The sequence below is a fragment of the Streptomyces sp. MMG1121 genome (genome assembly GCF_001280015.1).
GTDB lineage: Bacteria > Actinomycetota > Actinomycetes > Streptomycetales > Streptomycetaceae > Streptomyces.
Map to the genome: position 1 here is coordinate 186,714 of NZ_LGDV01000190.1, position 17,809 is coordinate 204,522.

Below are 17,809 nucleotides of genomic sequence, written 5' to 3' on the forward strand. Positions count from 1 at the left end.
TTCACGGCATGACCGACCCGCTGAACCGCTGGCGCGAGCACGCCGGGAGCGCCGTGCTGCTCGACGGCTTCCATGCCCTGAAGCACGCGCTGCGCTTCGGGGCCGAGGTGCCGGTGGCGGTCACCACCGACCGGGCGGCCGCGCTCGCGCTGGCCGAGGAGTTGGCCGGGGACGTGCGGGAGGCGCTGGAAGCCCTGCTCACCGAGGTGCCGGCGCAGACGTACGCCGCGCTCGTGCAGCGGCCGCACCCGACGGGTGTGGCCGCGCTGGCCGTACGGCCGTCCCGCGAGGCCAACCTGCGCACGCTCGCCCGCACCCCGCGCACGGCGCCCGTCGTCGTGCTGGACAATCCCCGCAACCTGGGCAACGCCGGTGCCGTGATCCGACTGGCGGCCGGCTTCGGTGCGACCGGGGTGGTCACCACGGGCACGCTCGACCCGTGGCACCCCACGGTGGTGCGCGGCGGCGCCGGGCTGCACTTCGCGACCGCCGTGGAACGCCTCGGCGTCGACGAGCTGCCCGCCGGCCCGCTGTTCGCGCTCGACCCGGAGGGCGAGGACGTCCGGGGCACCAAACTGCCCGACGACGCCGTGCTGGCGTTCGGCTCGGAGCGCAGCGGGCTGTCGGCCGAGCTGCGCGCGCGTGCCGACCATCTGCTGGCGCTGCCGATGCGCCCCCAGGTCTCCAGCTACAACCTGGCCACCAGCGTGGCCATGACGCTGTACCACTGGAGCGTCACCGGGGGCGCCTAGCGTCACGCGTCGCGGCGGACCTCCACCACCCGGAAGCGGTTGGCCACGAAGGCGCCGTCGGTGAGGGCCGCGTTGGCCGCCGGGTTGCCGCCCGAGCCGTGGAAGTCGGAGAACGCGGCGGTCTGGTTCACATAGACCCCGCCGGTCAGGTTGAGCGAGAGCTGGGCCGCCTCCTCCAGGCAGGCCTCCTCGACGGACCGCTCGACCTCGGGATCGGTGGTGTAGGCGCCGACCGTCATCGCGCCCTTCTCACGGACCGTGCGGCGCAGCAGCTCCACCGCGTCGGCCGCCGAGTCGACCGCGACGGCGAAGGAGACCGGGCCGAAGCACTCGCTCATGTAGGCGGCCTGGTCGTCCGGCTTGGCGCCGTCCAGCTTGACGATGACGGGGGTGCGCACGACCGCGTCCGGGAAGTCAGGGTTGGTGATCTCCCGGGAGGCGAGGGCGACCTCGCCGAGCCCGGCCGCGGCTTCCAGGCGGCCCTTGACGTCCGGGTTGACGATCGCGCCCAGCAGGGCGTTCGCGCGCGCGTCGTCGCCGAGGAGGCCGTCGACCGCGCGGGCGAGGTCGGCCGTGACCTCGTCGAAGGTCTTCGTGCCCGCGTCGGTGCGGATGCCGTCGCGGGGGATGAGCAGGTTCTGCGGGGTGGTGCACATCTGGCCGCTGTACAGGGACAGCGAGAACGCCAGGTTGGACAGCATGCCCTTGTAGTCGTCCGTGGAGTGCACGACCACCGTGTTGACGCCGGCCTTCTCGGTGTAGACCTGCGCCTGGCGGGCGTTGGCCTCCAGCCAGTCGCCGAAGGACGTCGACCCGGTGTAGTCGATGATCCGGATCTCGGGGCGGGTGGCCAGGGTCTTGGCGATGCCCTCGCCGGGGCGCTCGGCGGCCAGGGCCACCAGGTTCGGGTCGAAGCCGGCCTCGGCGAGCACGTCCCGGGCCACCTGCACGGTCAGCGCGAGCGGCAGCACCGCGCGCGGGTGGGGCTTGACCAGGACCGCGTTGCCGGTGGCGAGGGAGGCGAACAGGCCCGGGTAGCCGTTCCAGGTCGGGAAGGTGTTGCAGCCGATGACCAGGGCGATGCCGCGCGGGACCGGCGTGAACCTCTTGGTCAGGGCGAGCGGGTCGCGCTTGCCCTGAGGCTTGGCCCACTCGGCCGTCCGCGGCGTGCGGACCTGCTCCGCGTACGCGTACGCCACGGCCTCCAGGCCGCGGTCCTGGGCGTGCGGGCCGCCCGCCTGGAACGCCATCATGAAGGCCTGGCCGCTGGTGTGCATGACGGCGTGCGCGAACTCGTGGGTCCGGTCGCTGATCCGCTTGAGGATCTCCAGACAGACCACCGCGCGCGTCTCCGGGCCGGCGTCCCGCCAGTCGCGCTGCCCGGCCTTCATCGCGGGCAGCAGCACGTCCACGTCCGCGTGCGGATACGCCACGCCCAGCTCGATGCCGTACGGCGAGACCTCGCCGCCCACCCAGTCGTCCGTGCCGGGCTGGCCCAAGTCGAGGCGGGTGTTCAGCAAGGCGTCGAAGGCGGCTTTGCCCGCCGCCGCGTCCAGGCTGCCGTTCTCGCCGTAGGCCTTCGGGTGCTCGGGGTGCGGGGACCAGTACGCGCGCGTACGGATCGCTTCCAGTGCCTGGTCGAGAGTGGGCCGGTGCTTCGCGATCAGCTCCGGCGTGGGCAGTTCGGCGGACATGCGGGACCAACTCCTCGTCTGGGGAACTCTTCGTAGAGTTCGCGACCTGGCAGAAAGAGCAGCGGGATGAGACGGTCAGAGCTAGAGTAACCGAACGATCGGTCGGGACAAGGGGGACCGGCGCATCTGTGGAAAACCCCGTGCGGGAGGATCGCGCACATGACAGCACTCGACCTCAGCAGCCCCGTGGCCGTCGTCGGCACCGGCACCATGGGCCAGGGCATCGCCCAGGTCGCGCTGGTCGCCGGCCATCCCGTACGGCTCTACGACGCCGTCGCCGGGCGGGCCCGGGACGCGGCCGAAGCGATCGGCGCCCGACTCGACCGGCTGGTGGAGAAGGGCAGGCTCGGCGCCACCGACCGGGACGCGGCCCGTGCCCGCCTCAAGCCCGCGGAGAGCCTTGCCGAACTGGCGGACTGCGCGCTGGTCGTCGAGGCCGTCCTGGAGCGGCTCGACGTCAAACAGCAGCTCTTCGGCGAGCTGGAGGGCATCGTCGCCGAGGACTGCCTGCTCGCCACCAACACCTCCTCGCTGTCGGTGACGGCCATCGGCGGCGCCCTGCGCCATCCCGGCCGCTTCGTCGGCCTGCACTTCTTCAACCCGGCCCCGCTGCTGCCGCTGGTCGAGGTCGTCTCCGGGTTCGCCACCGACGTCACGTCGGCCACGCGCGCGTACGAGACCGCCCGCGCCTGGGGCAAGACCCCGGTGGCCTGCGCGGACACCCCGGGCTTCATCGTCAACCGCATCGCCCGGCCGTTCTACGCCGAGGCGTTCGCCGTCTACGAGGCCCAGGCGGCCGACCCGGCCACCATCGACGCCGTCCTGCGCGGCAGCGGCGGCTTCAGGATGGGCGCCTTCGAGCTGACCGACCTGATCGGACAGGACGTCAACGAGTCCGTCACGCACTCGGTGTGGCAGTCCTTCTTCCAGGACGTGCGGTTCACGCCCTCCCTCGCACAGCGTCGGCTGGTGGAGTCCGGCCGCCTCGGCCGCAAGACCGGGCACGGCTGGTACGACTACGCGGAGGACGCCGAGCCGGCCGGGCCGCACACCGCCGACAGGGAGCAGCCGCCCGCGTACGTCGTCGTCGAGGGCGACCTCGGCCCCGCGGCCGACCTGGTCGCGCTGATCCGCGAGGCGGGCATCCAGGTCCGCGAGGAGGACGAGGACAACGGCACCCGCCTGGTGCTGCCCGGCGGCGGTCAGCTGGTCCTCGCGGACGGGCAGACCTCCGTGGAGTTCCGGGACGTCGTCTACTTCGACCTCGCCCTTGACTACCGCACGGCGACCCGCATCGCCCTGTCCGCCGGTCACGACAGCGCGACGCAGACCCTCGCCGAGGCCATCGGTCTGTTCCAGGCGCTCGGCAAGGACGTCAGCGTCATCGGCGACGCCCCCGGCATGATCGTGGCCCGCACGGTCGCCCGGATCATCGACCTCGCCCATGACGCCGTGGCCAAGGGCGTGGCCACCGAGGAGGACGTCGACACGGCCATGCGCCTCGGGGTCAGCTACCCGCTCGGCCCGTTCGCATGGGACCGCAGGCTCGGCCGTGACTTCGCGATCGACGTCCTGGACGAGATGCACGAGCGTGACCCGTCCGGACGGTACGCGCCCTCGCTCGCGCTCTACCGCCACGCGTACGCCATCGACAAGCGGGAGGGCGCCTCATGACCACGGCCAGACGCGACACGTACACCCCGGAGACGCTCCTGTCCGTCGCCGTGCGGGTCTTCAACGAGCGCGGCTACGACGGCACCTCCATGGAGCATCTGTCCAAGGCGGCCGGCATCTCCAAGTCGTCGATCTACCACCACGTCAGCGGCAAGGAGGAACTGCTGCGCCGGGCCGTCAGCCGCGCCCTGGACGGCCTGTTCGCGATCCTGGGCGAGGAGCACGCGCGCGCGGGGCGGTCCGTGGACCGGCTGGAGCACGTGGTGCGCCGCATGGTCGAGGTGCTCATGGGCGAGCTGCCCTACGTGACGCTGCTGCTGCGCGTGCGCGGCAACACCGAGACCGAGCGGTGGGCGCTGGAGCGGCGGCGCGACTTCGACCACCAGGTCGCCGAACTGCTGAAGGCCGCGGCCGCCGACGGCGACGTCCGCGGCGACGTGGAGGTCCGCCTCGCCACCCGGCTGGTCTTCGGCATGATCAACTCGATCGTGGAGTGGTACCGGCCGGACCCGCGCGGTGCCGGTGAGCGCGAGGTGGCCGACGCGGTCGTCCGGCTCGTCTTCGCGGGGCTGCGCCGGGACCAGGCCGACGAGGCCTAGCCTTCACGCCTCCGGCACCCCCTTGGTCACGCTTCCGGCTCCAGGTCCTCCTCCTCGAACACCAGCAGCGTGCGTGTGCTGAGCACCTCGGGGATCGCCTGGAGCCGGGTGAGCACCAGCTCGCGCAGCGTCCGGTTGTCGGGCGTGTGCACCAGTAGCAGCACGTCGAAGTCGCCGCCCACGAGGGCGATGTGGGAGGCGCCGGGCAGCAGCCGGAGCTGCTCGCGGACCGTGCGCCAGGTGTTCTGGACGATCTTCAGCGTGATGTACGCCGAGGTGCCGTGCCCCGCCCGCTCGTGGTCCACGCGCGCGCTGAACCCGCGGATCACCCCGTCCTCGACGAGCCGGTTGATCCGCGCGTAGGCGTTCGCGCGCGAGACGTGGACGCGTTCGGCGACGGACCGTATCGAGGCGCGGCCGTCCGCCTGGAGGATCTTCAGGATGTCCTGATCGATGGCGTCCAGCGGGCGCGGCGGCAGCGGTGCGCCGTCCTGCGGTCCGTCGGCCAATTGTTCAGCTGCCATGTCCCCCCGCTCCCTCTCAGTGGACGTCCTGCGTTCATTCCAGGCTGTGGAGAACCGTTTGTCCACAGCCTGAAGGTGCCTGTAGCCAAAATGTGCCGACGACCGAACAATCGGTAGGTGAGGCGAGTCACAGCCGACGCGCCTCCCGTAGCCGCTCCCACGAGGAGGTGCCGTCATGACGGTTCTGGAGCAGCGGGGCGCGTACCGGCCATCGCCGCCGCCCGCCTGGCAGCCCCGTATGGACCCCGCGCCGCTGCTGCCCGACGCCGAGCCCTATCGCGTCCTCGGCACCGAGGCGGCCGCCAAGACCGACCCGGACCTGCTGCGCCGGCTCTACGCCCAGCTGGTGCGTGGCCGCCGCTACAACACGCAGGCCACCGCGCTCACCAAGCAGGGCCGCCTCGCCGTCTACCCCTCCAGCACCGGTCAGGAGGCCTGCCAGGTCGCCGCCGCCCTGGCCCTGGACGAGCGCGACTGGCTCTTCCCCAGCTACCGCGACACGCTCGCCGTCGTCGCCCGCGGCGTGGACCCCGTCGAGGCGCTCACCCTGCTGCGCGGCGACTGGCACTCCGGCTACGACCCCCACACCCACCGCGTGGCCCCCCTCTCCACCCCGCTGGCCACGCAGCTGCCGCACGCCGTCGGCCTCGCGCACGCCGCCCGCCTCAAGGGGGACGACGTGGTCGCGCTCGCCCTGGTCGGCGACGGCGGCACCAGCGAGGGCGACTTCCACGAGGCGCTGAACTTCGCCGCCGTCTGGCAGGCACCCGTCGTCTTCCTGGTGCAGAACAACGGCTTCGCCATCTCCGTCCCGCTCGCCAAGCAGACCGCCGCTCCCTCCCTGGCCCACAAGGCCGTCGGGTACGGCATGCCGGGCCGGCTGGTCGACGGCAACGACGCGGCGGCCGTGCACGAGGTCCTCAGCGACGCCGTGCGGCATGCCCGCGCGGGCGGCGGCCCCACCCTGGTGGAGGCGGTGACGTACCGCATCGACGCCCACACCAACGCCGACGACGCCACCCGCTACCGCGGCGACACCGAGGTCGCGGACTGGCGCGCGCACGACCCCCTGCAGTTGCTGGAGGACGAGCTCACCGCGCGTGGGCTGCTCGACGAGGCCGGCCGCGAAGCCGCCCGGCAGGACGCCGAGGAGATGGCAGCCGACCTGCGCACACGCATGAACCGCGAGCCCGAACTCGACCCCATGACCCTCTTCGACCACGTCTACGCCGAGACCACCGCCCAACTGCGCGAACAGCGTGCCCTGCTCAGGGCCGAGCTGGACGCCGAGCAGGAGCAGCACGGCGAGCGGGAAGGCGGCACTCGATGACCACCGTCGCCATCAAGCCGGCCACCATGGCGCAGGCCCTCACGCGCGCGATGCGTGACGCCATGGCCGCCGACCCCACCGTGCACGTCATGGGCGAGGACGTCGGCACGCTCGGCGGTGTCTTCCGGGTCACCGACGGCCTCGCCAAGGAGTTCGGCGAGGACCGCTGCACCGACACCCCGCTCGCCGAGGCGGGCATCCTCGGCGCCGCCGTCGGCATGGCCATGTACGGCCTGCGCCCGGTGGTGGAGATGCAGTTCGACGCCTTCGCCTACCCGGCGTTCGAGCAGCTCGTCAGCCATGTCTCCCGGATGCGCAACCGCACACGCGGCAGGATGCCGCTGCCGATCACCGTTCGCATTCCCTACGGTGGCGGCATCGGTGGCGTCGAGCACCACAGCGACTCCTCCGAGGCCTACTACATGGCCACCCCGGGCCTGCACGTCGTCACGCCCGCGACCGTCGACGACGCCTACGGCCTGCTGCGCCAGGCCATCGCCTCCGACGACCCGGTCGTCTTCCTGGAGCCCAAGCGGCTGTACTGGTCGAAGGACACCTGGAACCCCGAGCACCCCACGGACGTCGAGCCCATCGGACGGGCAGTGGTCCGGCGGCCCGGCCGCAGCGCCACGCTCGTCACCTACGGCCCCTCCCTGCCGGTCTGCCTGGAGGCCGCCGAGGCGGCACAGGCCGAGGGCTGGGACCTGGAAGTGGTCGACCTGCGTTCGCTGGTGCCGTTCGACGACGAGACGGTCTGCGCCTCCGTCCGGCGCACCGGACGTGCCCTCGTCGTCCACGAGTCCACCGGATTCGGCGGCCCGGGAGGCGAGATCGCGGCCCGGATCACCGAGCGCTGCTTCCACCACCTGGAGGCGCCGGTGCTGCGCGTGGCCGGCTTCGACCTCCCCTACCCGCCGCCCATGCTGGAGCGGCACCACCTGCCCGGCGTCGACCGCATCCTGGACGCCGTGGCCCGGCTGCAGTGGGAGGCCGAGGGCTGATGGCACAGGTGCTGGAGTTCAAGCTTCCCGACCTCGGCGAGGGGCTCACCGAGGCGGAGATCGTCCGCTGGCTGGTCCAGATCGGTGACGTCGTCGCCGTCGACCAGCCGGTCGTCGAGGTCGAGACGGCCAAGGCCATGGTCGAGGTGCCCTGTCCCTACGGCGGCGTGATCACCGCCCGCTTCGGCGAGGAGGGCACCGAACTGCCCGTCGGGGCCCCACTGCTGACGGTGGCCGTGGGCGAACCGGCGGCGCAGCCGGAGGGCTCCGGCAACGTCCTGGTCGGCTACGGCACCCAGGCGCCCGCGGCCCGGCGGCGCCGGGTGCGGGCCGCGACGACGGCCACGACAGCCCCGGCGGCCCACAACGGCCGTGCGAGGGCGCCCGAACCGACTGCGGCGCCCTCCGCGCGCGTGGCGGCCCCGACGCCGGTGCCCGCGCTCGCGGAGGGACCGGTCCCGGTGATCTCCCCGCTGGTGCGCAAACTCGCCCGGGACAACGGCGTCGATCTGCGGGAGCTGTCCGGCTCCGGCCCCGACGGACTGATCCTGCGAGCCGATGTCGAGGACGTCGTGCGGGCCAAGGCCGTGCGCCCCGCCACAGCCGGGGAAACGCCGGTACGGGCCCCTGCCGTGGCCCCCGTGGCCACCGCGCCGCCCGCCGAGGCCGGTGTCCGCATCCCCCTCAAGGGTATCCGCGGTGCCGTCGCCGACAAGCTCTCCCGCAGCCGCCGGGAGATCCCGGACGCCAGCTGCTGGGTCGACGCCGACGCGACCGAGCTCATGCGCGCGCGTGCCGCGATGAACGCGGCGCAAGGACCGAAGATCTCCCTGCTGGCGCTGCTCGCCCGGATCTGCACCGCCGCGCTCGCCCGGTTCCCCGAGCCGAACTCCTTCGTCGACACCGAGGCCCGCGAGATCGTCCGCCTCGGCCAGGTGCACCTCGGATTCGCCGCGCAGACCGAACGCGGACTGGTGGTGCCGGTCGTCCGGGACGCCCACGCGCGCGATGCCGAGTCGCTGACCGCCGAGTTCGCGCGGCTCACCGAGGCCGCCCGCGCAGGGACGCTGACGCCCGGGGAACTCACGGGCGGGACCTTCACGTTGAACAACTACGGGGTCTTCGGTGTCGACGGCTCCACCCCGATCATCAACCACCCCGAGGCGGCCATGCTCGGCGTCGGCCGCATCGTCCCCAAACCCTGGGTGCACGAGGGCGAGCTGGCGGTGCGTCAGCTCGTCCAGCTCTCGCTCACCTTCGACCACCGGGTGTGCGACGGCGGCACGGCGGGCGGCTTCCTGCGGTACGTGGCGGACTGCGTGGAACAGCCGGCGGTGCTTCTGCGCACGCTGTGACACCCGTGGGGCCCGACATGGGGCCCCACGGCACCCGCAGGACACCCGCACGGCGCATACAAGCAGGCCCTGGCGGGACATACTCGGGGGATGAGCGACAACACCCCCGTTGCCCCCGGGACGCCCGAGCCGTACGACGCCGTCGTGCTGGCCGGCGGCGCCGCACGGCGGCTCGGCGGTGCCGACAAGCCGGGGGTGCGCGTCGGCGGCCGGGCGCTGCTCGACCGGGTGCTCACGGCCTGCGCGGGCGCCCGTACGACGGTTGTCGTGGCCGCGCGCCGGTCCACCGCGCGGCCGGTGCGCTGGACGCGCGAGGAGCCGTCCGGCGCCGGACCGGTCGCCGCCCTGGCGGCCGGCCTGCGCCTCACCACCGCCGAGCACACCGTCGTGCTCTCCGCCGACCTCCCCTTCCTCGAACCGGCCACCCTCCAGCGCCTGTTGGCCGCCCTGCGCGACACCGGCGCCGACGGCGCACTGCTCACCGACGGCGGTGGTCGCGATCAGCCGCTCGTGGCCGCCTACCGCACCGGCGCGCTCCGCCGCGAACTGGCCGCCCTCGCGGCCGGACCCGACGGCCTCACCGGGCTGCCGCTGCGCCGGCTGACCGGCGCCCTTCGCCTCACCCGTGTCCCGGACCCGCTCGCGTCCTTCGACTGCGACACCTGGGACGACATCGCCGACGCCAGGGCACGCATCAGGGAGCATGGGCACGTGTTGGATGAATGGATCTCCGCAGTCAAGGACGAGCTGGGCATCGACCTGGACGTCGACACCGGCGTGCTGCTCGACCTGGCCCGGGACGCCGCGCACGGTGTGGCCCGGCCCGCAGCCCCGCTGACCACCTTCCTCGTCGGTTACGCCGCTGCCCAGGGCAAGGGCGGCCCCGAGGCCGTCGCCGAGGCCGCCCGCAAGGCGGCCGCGCTGGCGCTGCGCTGGGAGGAAGAGAACAACGGGGGCGGGACCGGGAAAAGCGACGCCCCGAGCGCCCCGGACGCCGGATGACCGCCCCCGGAACCCGGGCCGGCGCGCCCGCGCAGGACAGCGACGACCTCGACCTCGAGGAAGCCCTGGCCCTCGTGAGGGAAGCGAAGGACGACGGCTGGGGCCGTCCGCCCGCCCCGGAGCCGCAGGACCCGGAGCAGCCCACCGAACGGCACCGCGCCACCCCCTGGCACCAGGCCCGCGAGATCGCCGCCCGCGCCGGCCGCGCCCGCCCCCGGCGCACCACCGTCGCCGTGCCGCTCGCCGACGCCCTCGGCCTGGTCCTGGCCGCTCCCCTCGACGCCCTCACCGACCTGCCCTCCTTCGACACCTCCGCCATGGACGGCTGGGCAGTCGCCGGACCCGGCCCCTGGCAGGTGCGGGACGAGGGCCTGCTCGCCGGGCACGCCCAGCCCCAACCGCTCACCGACGGCGAGGCCGTGCGCATCGCGACCGGCGCCCGCGTCCCCGCCGACACCACCGCGGTCCTGCGCAGCGAGCACGGCCGTACCGACACGCAGGGCCGGCTGCACGCTGCCCGGGACATGGCGCACGGCCAGGACATCCGCCCGCGCGGCCAGGAGTGCCGCAGCGGCGACCAGTTGCTGCCCGTCGGCACCCTGGTCACCCCCGCCGTCCTCGGCCTCGCCGCGGCGGCCGGATACGACACCGTCACCGCCGTACCCCGTCCGCGTGCCGAAGTCCTGATCCTCGGCGACGAGTTGCTCAGCGAGGGACTGCCGCACGACGGGCTGATCCGGGACGCGCTCGGCCCCCTGCTGCCGCCCTGGCTGCGTGCGCTCGGCGCCGAGGTCGTCGCCGTGAGCCGGATCCGCGACGACGCCGAGGCCCTGCACCGGGCCGTGACCGGATCCGACGCCGACCTCGTCGTGACCACCGGCGGTACCGCGGCCGGGCCCGTCGACCATGTCCATCCCACGCTGGAGCGCATCGGCGCGGAACTCCTCGTCGACGGCGTCAAGGTGCGCCCCGGCCATCCCATGCTGCTGGCCCGCACCAAGGACGACCAGCACCTCGTCGGCCTGCCCGGCAACCCTCTCGCCGCCGTCTCCGGCCTGCTCACGCTCGCCGAGCCGCTGCTGCGCACTCTCGCTGCCCATCCGGCCCCCGAGCGGTACACGCTGCCGCTCAGCGAGGCGATCCAGGGGCACCCGTACGACACCCGGCTCATCCCGGTGGTGCTGCGCGGCGACCACGCCGTACCGCTGCACTACAACGGCCCGGCCATGCTCCGCGGTGTCGCCGCCGCCGACGCGCTGGCCGTCGTACCGCCCGGCGGGGCGCGGCAGGGTGCGGAGGCGGAGCTGCTGGACCTGCCGTGGGCGGCTGCCGGGATCGGGGTGTGTTTCACGTGAAACATCCGGGCCATGACGCCAACGCCCGCCAGGCAGCCGACCATCCGGCGACCCGTCGGGTGAAACTCCCGGCAGTTGTCCCGGGGATCTGCATGTCCACCGGGCAGACCGCTGAACGCACCCGTGGGCTCCGGCGCCGGGATCAGGGTTGGGGCACAGCCCGCTGAATGGTGATCAACCGGTCCCCGGCCCGGAGAGTCTCCGCTCGGGGATCGGTGAAGTCCAGCATCTCCTTGTCCCGCATGACGGCGACCACAAGATCGGAGCTCTGGCGTGGAGAGTGCCCCACCTCGCCCGAGGACACCGGACGCTCCACGAGATCCAGCCCGCTCCCGTACGTCATGAGGTCCTCCAGGACGTCCGCGCTGCGCTCGCTGGACATGGCCACACCGAGCAACCGGCCGGCCGAACTGGAGCTGGTGATCACGGCGTTGGCGCCGCTCTGCCTCAACAGCGGCACGTTCTCGTCTTCTCGGACGGCAACGACGATCGAAGCTCCCTTGTTGAGCTGCCGAGCAGTGAGTGTGACCAGTGTCGCGGTGTCGTCGCGCTGGGGAGCGACGATGACGTGAGCTGCCCGGTGCAGCTCGGCTCTGCGCAGCGTCTCTGTGCGGGTGGCGTCGCCGAGTACCGCGGCAAGCCCGTCACCGCTGGCAAGGTCCACCGCTTTCTTCTGCGGATCGACCACGACGATCTGGTCCTTTGACGTCCCTTGCCCAAGGAGGGTCTCGACGGCATGACGACCCTTTGTGCCGTAGCCGATCACGACCACGTGATCGCGGATGCGGGCGCGCCACCGTTCGATGCGGACCTGATGCCGGGTGCGTTCGGTGAGGACTTCCAGCGTGGTGCCGACCAGGATGATCAGGAACAGCACGCGCAGCGGCGTGATGACGAAGATGTTGGTGAGCCGGGCGCCGTGGCTGACCGGGGTGATGTCGCCGTAACCGGTGGTGGAGAGGGTGACGGTCGCGTAGTACGCCGAGTCGATCAAGTCCACGGTGCTGTCCGCGCTGTCCCGGTAGCCGGTACGGTCCAGCCATACGAGCAGTGTCGTGAGGACAAGTACCAGCAGTGCCAGAGCCAGGCGCCTGAGCACCTGTTGGAGAGGTGGCATCTTCGCGCCGACCGGCAATCGGACCGATTGACCGTCGTCGACTCTGGACCAGTACCGGAGGGACCGCAGGGGTGAAAGGCGAGTGCTGTCCGATCCTGGTTGCCTTGGGGCACTCATCGTGCGTTTCCTCTGCTGTCGGTGTCGTGACGCTGGAGACCGTTCCGACATTGTTGCCCTTGACTCCCCTGGCCGGCGTGGGGATCACTGATGAGTCGGAGGCATACCTTGCGTGATCACACTGTCGTCATCGGCTTCGGCACGAAGGGGCGGTCGGCGATCCGGACCGTGTGCGCGACCGGGCTGAAGAAGGAACAGGTGGTCGTGGTCGACCCGAGCGCCAAGGCGGTCGACGCGGCGACCGCCGAGGGCTACGCGGGGGTCATGGGCGACGCCACTCGCAGTGATGTGCTCAAGCGGGCCGAGCTGCACAAGGCCCGGCAGATCATCGTGGCCCCGCAGCGCGACGACACGGCCGTCCTGGTCACGCTGACGGCCCGGCAGCTCAACCGGGGCGCGAAGATCGTGGCCGCCGTGCGCGAGGAGGAGAATGCCCCGCTGCTCAAGCAGTCCGGCGCCGACGCCGTCATCACCAGTGCCAGCGCGGCCGGCCGACTGCTCGGCCTGTCCGTGCTCAGCCCCGCCGCCGGCACGGTCATGGAGGATCTGATCCAGCAGGGCAGCGGGCTGGACCTCGTCGAACGGACGGTGGTCCGCGGCGAGGTGGGCAAGCGACCGCGCGAGACCGACGACCTCGTGGTGAACGTCGTGCGCGGGCACCGCGTGCTCGGCTACGACGACCCGGCCGTCGGCACCCTCCAGTTGACCGACCGGCTCATCACGATCGTCCGCGCGTCCCCCGGCAACCAGGTCACCCCGGACATCCGGCCCCTGCCGCGGGCCTGAACCGGCGGCCTCGCCAGCGGAGCATGGACCGGCGACCGGCGACCGGCGACCGGCGACCGGCGTGGCCAGGGTCCGGGTATGCGGAGCGCTGCCCCGGAAGCGGGCGCGCGTGCGTGCGTGGGGAGTCTGCCCCGGGGACCGGGGCTGTGGGGGGTAGCGTCACCGGCATGTATGCGATCACGATTCCCGAACCTGGTGGTCCCGAGGCGCTGGTGTGGGCGGAGGTGCCCGACCCGGTGCCCGGCGAGGGAGAAGTGCTGGTCGAGGTGGTGGCCAGCGCCGTCAACCGTGCCGACATCCTGCAGCGGCAGGGTTTCTACACCCCGCCGCCCGGCGCCTCCCTCTACCCCGGCCTGGAGTGCTCTGGCAGGATCGCCGCGCTCGGCCCCGGAGTCACCGGCTGGGCCGTCGGCGACCCGGTGTGCGCGCTGCTCGCGGGCGGCGGTTACGCCGAGAAGGTCGTCGTACCGGCCGGGCAGCTGCTGCCCGTGCCCGAGGGTGTCGATCTCACGCGGGCGGCAGCGCTGCCCGAGGTGGTCTGCACCGTCTGGTCCAACGTGTTCATGATCGCCCACCTGCGGCCCGGCGAGACGCTGCTCGTGCACGGCGGCTCCAGCGGCATCGGCACGATGGCGATCCAGCTCGCCAAGGCCGTCGGCGCCAAGGTCGCGGTGACGGCCGGGACGAAGGAGAAGCTGGAGCGCTGCGCCGAGCTGGGCGCGGACATCCTCATCAACTACCGCGAGCAGGACTTCGTCGCCGAGATCAAGCAGGCCACCGGGGGTGCGGGGGCCGATGTGATCCTCGACAACATGGGTGCGAAGTACCTGGACCGCAATGTGCAGGCGCTCGCCGTCAGCGGACGCCTCGCGATCATCGGCATGCAGGGCGGGGTGAAGGGCGAGCTGAACATCGGCACCCTGCTCAGCAAGCGGGCCGCGGTCAGCGCGACCTCGCTGCGCGCCCGTCCGCTGACCGAGAAGGCCGCCATCGTGGCCGCCGTACACGAGCACGTGTGGCCGCTGCTCGCCGCCGGGCACGTCCGCCCGGTCGTGGACCGCGAGCTGCCCATGCCGGAGGCGGCCGAGGCGCACCGGGTGCTGGAGGCCAGCGGCCACGTCGGCAAGGTGCTGCTGGTGGCGCCGTAGCGGCACACGCCCGGCCGTTCAGTCCCTGCGCAGGCGCAGGCCCAGGAAGGCCAGGCCCAGGCCGAGGCCGATGAGGACCAGGCCGCTGCCCAGCGGGAGGATCCGCAGGACCGGCCCGCCCGCGCCTTCGCCCTGCTGGACGGCGTTCTGGGCGGTGGGCTGCGTCGCCGGACCGGCGGTGCCGAGATCGGCCTCGCCCCTGGCGGCCGGGGTCGTCGGCGCCCCGGTCGGGAGGTCCGCGGTCTCCGGCTCCTCCGGACGGCCGGTGCCGGGGGCCTGGGTGGGCACGGAGTCGTCGCCCTCCACCTCGGCGCCGGGCCCGTCCGGCCGTCCCGGCCGCAGCCGTCCCTCGCCGGCCAGGCTGCCCGCCCGGGTCGGCTCGTCGGCCGGGGGGCGGTAGGAGGCGGAGGCGGAGTCGGAGGGCATGGGGAGCAGCGAGGTGCCGTCGGCAGGGGAGCCCCGGTCGTCGTGACCGGGTTCCGCCGGCCGGCCGTTGTCCGTGCGGCTGTCGTCCGAGCGGCCGGGGCGGTCCGCGTGGTCGCGGTCGTGGCCGTGACCGTGGCCGGGGCCCGCAGCCGGCCGGTGCGGGTGTTCCGGGCCGGTGGAGGTCCCGGCGCCGGGTTCGACGGCGTACGCGGCCGGGGCGCAGGCGACGGCGACGCCGTACGCCGGCAGGGCCGCCATCGCGAGGACGAGCAGCAGTCGCACGGAGCGGAGTGTGAGTCGCAGCCATGGAGTCACGTCAGTGACCTCTCGGAGCCCGGATGCCGTGATGGATGGATGACCGACGGAAATAAGCCTCACATTCATGGGCGAACGAGGCATTTCAGGATGCTCCGTCGGGTCTAAGCGGTGGATCAGTCCCAGGAGGGGGCACCACGGTGATGAGGTGTACGGGTGCGAGAGAATGGCGGCATGGAGATGCCGAGGAACGAACGGTCACCGGAGAACCCGCAGATCCTGGTCGTGGGGCAGGACGGCATGGCGCTCAATGGCGGCACCGGGGACGGGGACTCCCGCGAGACGCCGGTGACGGACCAGGTGGAGCAGCCTGCCAAGGTCATGCGCATCGGCAGCATGATCAAGCAGCTGCTGGAGGAGGTGCGTGTCGCTCCTCTGGACGAGGCGAGCCGGGCCCGGCTCAAAGAGATCCACCGCAGCTCGGTGAAGGAGCTGGAGGACGGCCTCGCCCCTGAGCTGGTCGACGAGCTGGAGCGGCTCTCCCTGCCCTTCATGGACGACGTGACCCCCAGCGACGCGGAACTGCGGATCGCGCAGGCCCAGTTGGTGGGCTGGCTCGAAGGCCTCTTCCACGGGATCCAGACGACGCTGTTCGCCCAGCAGATGGCCGCGCGGGCCCAGCTGGAGCAGATGCGCCGCGCGCTCCCGCCCGGCATGACGGGCCACGAGGGCGACGACCCCCACACCGGCGGCCGCTCGGGCGGGCCGTACCTGTAAGGCAGTTCGGACGAGCCTGTTCCGACGAACCTGTTCCGACAAACCTGTTCACAAAGAAGGGCCCGGCGGACGACCGCCGGGCCCTTCCCGTCACACCACGCGCATCACTGCGCGGGATTGCCCGTCGAGACGGACAGATTGATCGTGCCCGGGTCCTTCTTGCTGACATCCGTGTCCTGGGAGGGGAACTGCGCCAGGACCGTGCCCTGGCCCCAGGTGTTCTCGTCCTCGGTGTCGATCTTGTACTTCCAGCCCGCGGCCTGGAAGCAGGCCTTCACCGAGTTGATGTCCTTGTAGCGGAAGTCCGGCAGGCTGATCTTGGTCGGGTCGTCCGCGGACTCCTGGGGCTCGGTGCACTTGGTCGTGTCGATGACACGCGTGGTGTCCGGGCCGCGGAAGCCCCCCTTGTGGGAGGAGGACGTCGAGGCGCTCGGGCCGCCGCTGCCGCCCGTGTCGTTGCTGTTGTCGTTGTTCAGGGTCAGCGCGACGATCAGGCCGATCACCGCGACCAGCGAAACCCCCACCGCGCCGATGATCACGGGCTTGTTGCTCTTGCCGCCGCCGGAACCGGACGGCTGCGTGGCCGTCTGGGGCGAGATCGTGTACGGCGGCGGGGTCGCCGCCTGCGGGGACTGCGGGCCGTAGCCCACCGGAGGCGGCGTCTGGTAGCCGCTCTGCTGCGGGTAGCCGTAGGCCGGGGCGGGCGTCTGCGGTGCGCCGTACGGGCCCGGCTGGTACGGCGTCTGCACCGGGCCGGGGGCCGGCTGGGCGGTCTGGCCGACCGGCGGGAACACCGCCGAGCCGACGCCCGAGCCGCTCTGGGCCGGCGCTCCGCCCGGCACGATGCTCGGCGCGGCCGCCTGGAAGGAGGCGGCGACGCGCAGGCACTCGTCCCGCATGGCCTCGGCGGTCGGGAAGCGCTCGTTGGGGTTCTTCTTCAGTGCGCGGGCGACCAGCGCGTCCACCGCGGGCGGCAGGGAACGGTTGATGGAGGAGGGAGCGACCGGCTCCTCCTGCACGTGCGCGTACGCGATCGCCAGCGGCGAGTCCGCCTCGAACGGAAGCCGCCCGGTGACCAGCTGGAACAGCATGATGCCGACCGAGTACAGATCGGAGCGGGCGTCCACGCCGCGGCCGAGGGCCTGCTCCGGCGAGAGGTACTGCGGGGTGCCGACGACCATGCCGGTCTGGGTCATCGAGGTGACCCCGGACTGCATGGCGCGGGCGATACCGAAGTCCATGACCTTGACCACGGAGCGCTTGGTCATCATCACGTTGCCCGGCTTGATGTCGCGGTGCACCAGCCCCATCTCGTGGCTGATCTCCAGCGCCGCCAGCACATCGGCGGTGATCTTGAGCGCCTTGTCGGCGGGCATCGCGCCGTACTGCCGGACGTCCTCGTCGAGGACCGAGCCCAGCGGGCGGCCCTCGATGTACTCCATGACGATGTAGGGCGTCGCCATACCGCCCAGATCGTCCTCGCCGGTGTCGAAGACCGAGACGATGTTGGTGTGCGTGAGCTTGGCCACGGCCTGGGCCTCGCGGCGGAAGCGCTCGCGGAAGGCCTGCTCCCGGCCCAGCTCGGTGTGCAGTGTCTTGATCGCGACCTGGCGGTCGAGCACGGCGTCGTACGCCAGGTGCACCGAGGCCATGCCGCCCTCGCCGAGCAGATCCCGCAGTTGGTAGCGACCGCCGGCCAGGGCCTGCCCCGTGTACCGGCCGTGTGCGCCGTCCTGGCTCATCTCTCCCCGTCCCCCATTGGCCGCCCGGCGCCTTCGCTCATCGCATGGGCCTTGATCGAAAGTGTCATTCCCGGCCAAGTCTGCCCGAGGGCACCGACACGTCAAGCGCGGTGCCCGTTCCGTGACCGTACGCGCAAGAAGCGTCGCGCAAGCGT

The 17,809-nt window shown here is 72.5% G+C and carries 15 protein-coding genes and 1 pseudogene; 11 read left to right on the forward strand and 5 right to left on the reverse strand.

Features of this window, described 5'->3' with window-relative positions:
- Window positions 1–8 precede the first annotated feature (8 nt).
- A complete protein-coding gene (locus tag ADK64_RS20340) occupies window positions 9–752 on the forward strand; it encodes a TrmH family RNA methyltransferase (RefSeq protein WP_053660991.1) in 744 nt (247 codons plus the stop codon).
- 2 nt (window positions 753–754) lie between these two features.
- On the opposite strand, the gene paaN is transcribed toward ADK64_RS20340, so the two are convergent.
- Window positions 755–2,446, reverse strand: coding sequence for a phenylacetic acid degradation protein PaaN (gene paaN / locus ADK64_RS20345; RefSeq protein WP_053660993.1), 1,692 nt, complete (start codon window positions 2,444–2,446; stop codon window positions 755–757).
- Window positions 2,447–2,605: 159 nt separating this feature from the next.
- Between paaN and ADK64_RS20350 the strand changes: the two genes are divergently transcribed.
- Together ADK64_RS20350 and ADK64_RS20355 are read left to right on the forward strand one after the other, a co-directional pair.
- The gene (locus ADK64_RS20350; protein WP_053660995.1) at window positions 2,606–4,120 is read left to right on the forward strand and encodes a 3-hydroxyacyl-CoA dehydrogenase; all 1,515 of its coding nucleotides are present in this window, start codon (window positions 2,606–2,608) and stop codon (window positions 4,118–4,120) included.
- Window positions 4,117–4,719, forward strand: a complete 603-nt coding sequence (locus ADK64_RS20355) for a TetR/AcrR family transcriptional regulator (protein WP_053660998.1) — start codon at window positions 4,117–4,119, stop codon at window positions 4,717–4,719. The genes ADK64_RS20350 and ADK64_RS20355 overlap by 4 nt, the downstream gene beginning before the upstream one ends.
- 26 nt (window positions 4,720–4,745) lie before the next feature.
- On the opposite strand, the gene ADK64_RS20360 is transcribed toward ADK64_RS20355, so the two are convergent.
- Window positions 4,746–5,243 carry an Lrp/AsnC family transcriptional regulator gene (locus ADK64_RS20360; RefSeq protein WP_420713002.1) on the reverse strand — a complete coding sequence of 166 codons (498 nt, stop codon included), beginning with the start codon at window positions 5,241–5,243 and terminating at the stop codon, window positions 4,746–4,748.
- 175 nt (window positions 5,244–5,418) lie between these two features.
- Between ADK64_RS20360 and pdhA the strand changes: the two genes are divergently transcribed.
- From pdhA to ADK64_RS20385, 5 genes are all read left to right on the forward strand, one after another.
- Complete coding sequence (pdhA, locus tag ADK64_RS20365; protein WP_053661002.1) at window positions 5,419–6,573, forward strand: pyruvate dehydrogenase (acetyl-transferring) E1 component subunit alpha; 1,155 nt, start codon at window positions 5,419–5,421, stop codon at window positions 6,571–6,573.
- Window positions 6,570–7,574: an alpha-ketoacid dehydrogenase subunit beta gene (locus ADK64_RS20370; RefSeq protein WP_053661004.1), complete on the forward strand. Its 1,005-nt coding sequence runs from the start codon at window positions 6,570–6,572 to the stop codon at window positions 7,572–7,574. Before pdhA ends, ADK64_RS20370 begins: the two co-directional genes overlap by 4 nt.
- Window positions 7,574–8,929: a dihydrolipoamide acetyltransferase family protein gene (locus ADK64_RS20375; RefSeq protein WP_053661006.1), complete on the forward strand. Its 1,356-nt coding sequence runs from the start codon at window positions 7,574–7,576 to the stop codon at window positions 8,927–8,929. Before ADK64_RS20370 ends, ADK64_RS20375 begins: the two co-directional genes overlap by 1 nt.
- A 90-nt stretch (window positions 8,930–9,019) precedes the next feature.
- Window positions 9,020–9,931 (forward strand): NTP transferase domain-containing protein, encoded by a 912-nt coding sequence (locus tag ADK64_RS20380; RefSeq protein WP_053661008.1) that lies wholly within the window; start codon window positions 9,020–9,022, stop codon window positions 9,929–9,931.
- Entirely contained in the window at window positions 9,928–11,286 is a 1,359-nt protein-coding gene (locus ADK64_RS20385; protein ID WP_053661010.1) for a molybdopterin molybdotransferase MoeA, read from the forward strand. Before ADK64_RS20380 ends, ADK64_RS20385 begins: the two co-directional genes overlap by 4 nt.
- A gap of 142 nt (window positions 11,287–11,428) precedes the next feature.
- Here the strand turns inward: ADK64_RS20385 and ADK64_RS20390 are convergent, their stop codons facing one another.
- Complete coding sequence (locus ADK64_RS20390) at window positions 11,429–12,403, reverse strand: potassium channel family protein (RefSeq protein ID WP_234384647.1); 975 nt, start codon at window positions 12,401–12,403, stop codon at window positions 11,429–11,431.
- Between the two features lie 216 nt (window positions 12,404–12,619).
- Here ADK64_RS20390 and ADK64_RS20395 point away from each other — a divergent pair.
- Together ADK64_RS20395 and ADK64_RS20400 are read left to right on the forward strand one after the other, a co-directional pair.
- Window positions 12,620–13,306 (forward strand): annotated as a pseudogene (locus tag ADK64_RS20395) (potassium channel family protein); the annotation flags it as partial.
- A 167-nt stretch (window positions 13,307–13,473) separates the two neighbouring features.
- The gene (locus ADK64_RS20400) at window positions 13,474–14,454 is read left to right on the forward strand and encodes an NAD(P)H-quinone oxidoreductase (RefSeq protein ID WP_053661012.1); all 981 of its coding nucleotides are present in this window, start codon (window positions 13,474–13,476) and stop codon (window positions 14,452–14,454) included.
- An 18-nt stretch (window positions 14,455–14,472) separates the two neighbouring features.
- Here ADK64_RS20400 and ADK64_RS20405 read toward each other — a convergent pair whose 3' ends face one another.
- On the reverse strand, window positions 14,473–15,162 hold the full coding sequence (locus ADK64_RS20405) for a hypothetical protein (protein ID WP_053661014.1): 690 nt from the start codon (window positions 15,160–15,162) through the stop codon (window positions 14,473–14,475).
- A 207-nt stretch (window positions 15,163–15,369) separates the two neighbouring features.
- On the opposite strand from ADK64_RS20405, the gene ADK64_RS20410 reads away from it, so the two are divergent.
- Window positions 15,370–15,912, forward strand: coding sequence for a bacterial proteasome activator family protein (locus ADK64_RS20410; RefSeq protein WP_053661016.1), 543 nt, complete (start codon window positions 15,370–15,372; stop codon window positions 15,910–15,912).
- 104 nt (window positions 15,913–16,016) lie between these two features.
- Here the strand turns inward: ADK64_RS20410 and ADK64_RS20415 are convergent, their stop codons facing one another.
- Window positions 16,017–17,654, reverse strand: coding sequence for a protein kinase domain-containing protein (locus ADK64_RS20415; protein ID WP_053661017.1), 1,638 nt, complete (start codon window positions 17,652–17,654; stop codon window positions 16,017–16,019).
- Window positions 17,655–17,809: the final 155 nt, after the last annotated feature.

What these genes read in the sequence shown, in the direction of transcription:
- paaN (WP_053660993.1), bottom strand. Translation starts at nt 2,446, where the DNA reads ATGTCCGCCGAACTGCCCACGCCGGAGCTGATCGCGAAGCACCGGCCC.
- ADK64_RS20415 (WP_053661017.1), bottom strand. Translation starts at nt 17,654, where the DNA reads ATGAGCCAGGACGGCGCACACGGCCGGTACACGGGGCAGGCCCTGGCC.
- ADK64_RS20390 (WP_234384647.1), bottom strand. Translation starts at nt 12,403, where the DNA reads ATGCCACCTCTCCAACAGGTGCTCAGGCGCCTGGCTCTGGCACTGCTG.
- ADK64_RS20370 (WP_053661004.1), top strand. Translation starts at nt 6,570, where the DNA reads ATGACCACCGTCGCCATCAAGCCGGCCACCATGGCGCAGGCCCTCACG.
- ADK64_RS20350 (WP_053660995.1), top strand. Translation starts at nt 2,606, where the DNA reads ATGACAGCACTCGACCTCAGCAGCCCCGTGGCCGTCGTCGGCACCGGC.
- ADK64_RS20410 (WP_053661016.1), top strand. Translation starts at nt 15,370, where the DNA reads ATGGAGATGCCGAGGAACGAACGGTCACCGGAGAACCCGCAGATCCTG.
- ADK64_RS20375 (WP_053661006.1), top strand. Translation starts at nt 7,574, where the DNA reads ATGGCACAGGTGCTGGAGTTCAAGCTTCCCGACCTCGGCGAGGGGCTC.
- ADK64_RS20360 (WP_420713002.1), bottom strand. Translation starts at nt 5,243, where the DNA reads ATGGCAGCTGAACAATTGGCCGACGGACCGCAGGACGGCGCACCGCTG.
- ADK64_RS20400 (WP_053661012.1), top strand. Translation starts at nt 13,474, where the DNA reads ATGTATGCGATCACGATTCCCGAACCTGGTGGTCCCGAGGCGCTGGTG.
- ADK64_RS20355 (WP_053660998.1), top strand. Translation starts at nt 4,117, where the DNA reads ATGACCACGGCCAGACGCGACACGTACACCCCGGAGACGCTCCTGTCC.
- ADK64_RS20380 (WP_053661008.1), top strand. Translation starts at nt 9,020, where the DNA reads ATGAGCGACAACACCCCCGTTGCCCCCGGGACGCCCGAGCCGTACGAC.
- ADK64_RS20340 (WP_053660991.1), top strand. Translation starts at nt 9, where the DNA reads ATGACCGACCCGCTGAACCGCTGGCGCGAGCACGCCGGGAGCGCCGTG.
- ADK64_RS20385 (WP_053661010.1), top strand. Translation starts at nt 9,928, where the DNA reads ATGACCGCCCCCGGAACCCGGGCCGGCGCGCCCGCGCAGGACAGCGAC.
- pdhA (WP_053661002.1), top strand. Translation starts at nt 5,419, where the DNA reads ATGACGGTTCTGGAGCAGCGGGGCGCGTACCGGCCATCGCCGCCGCCC.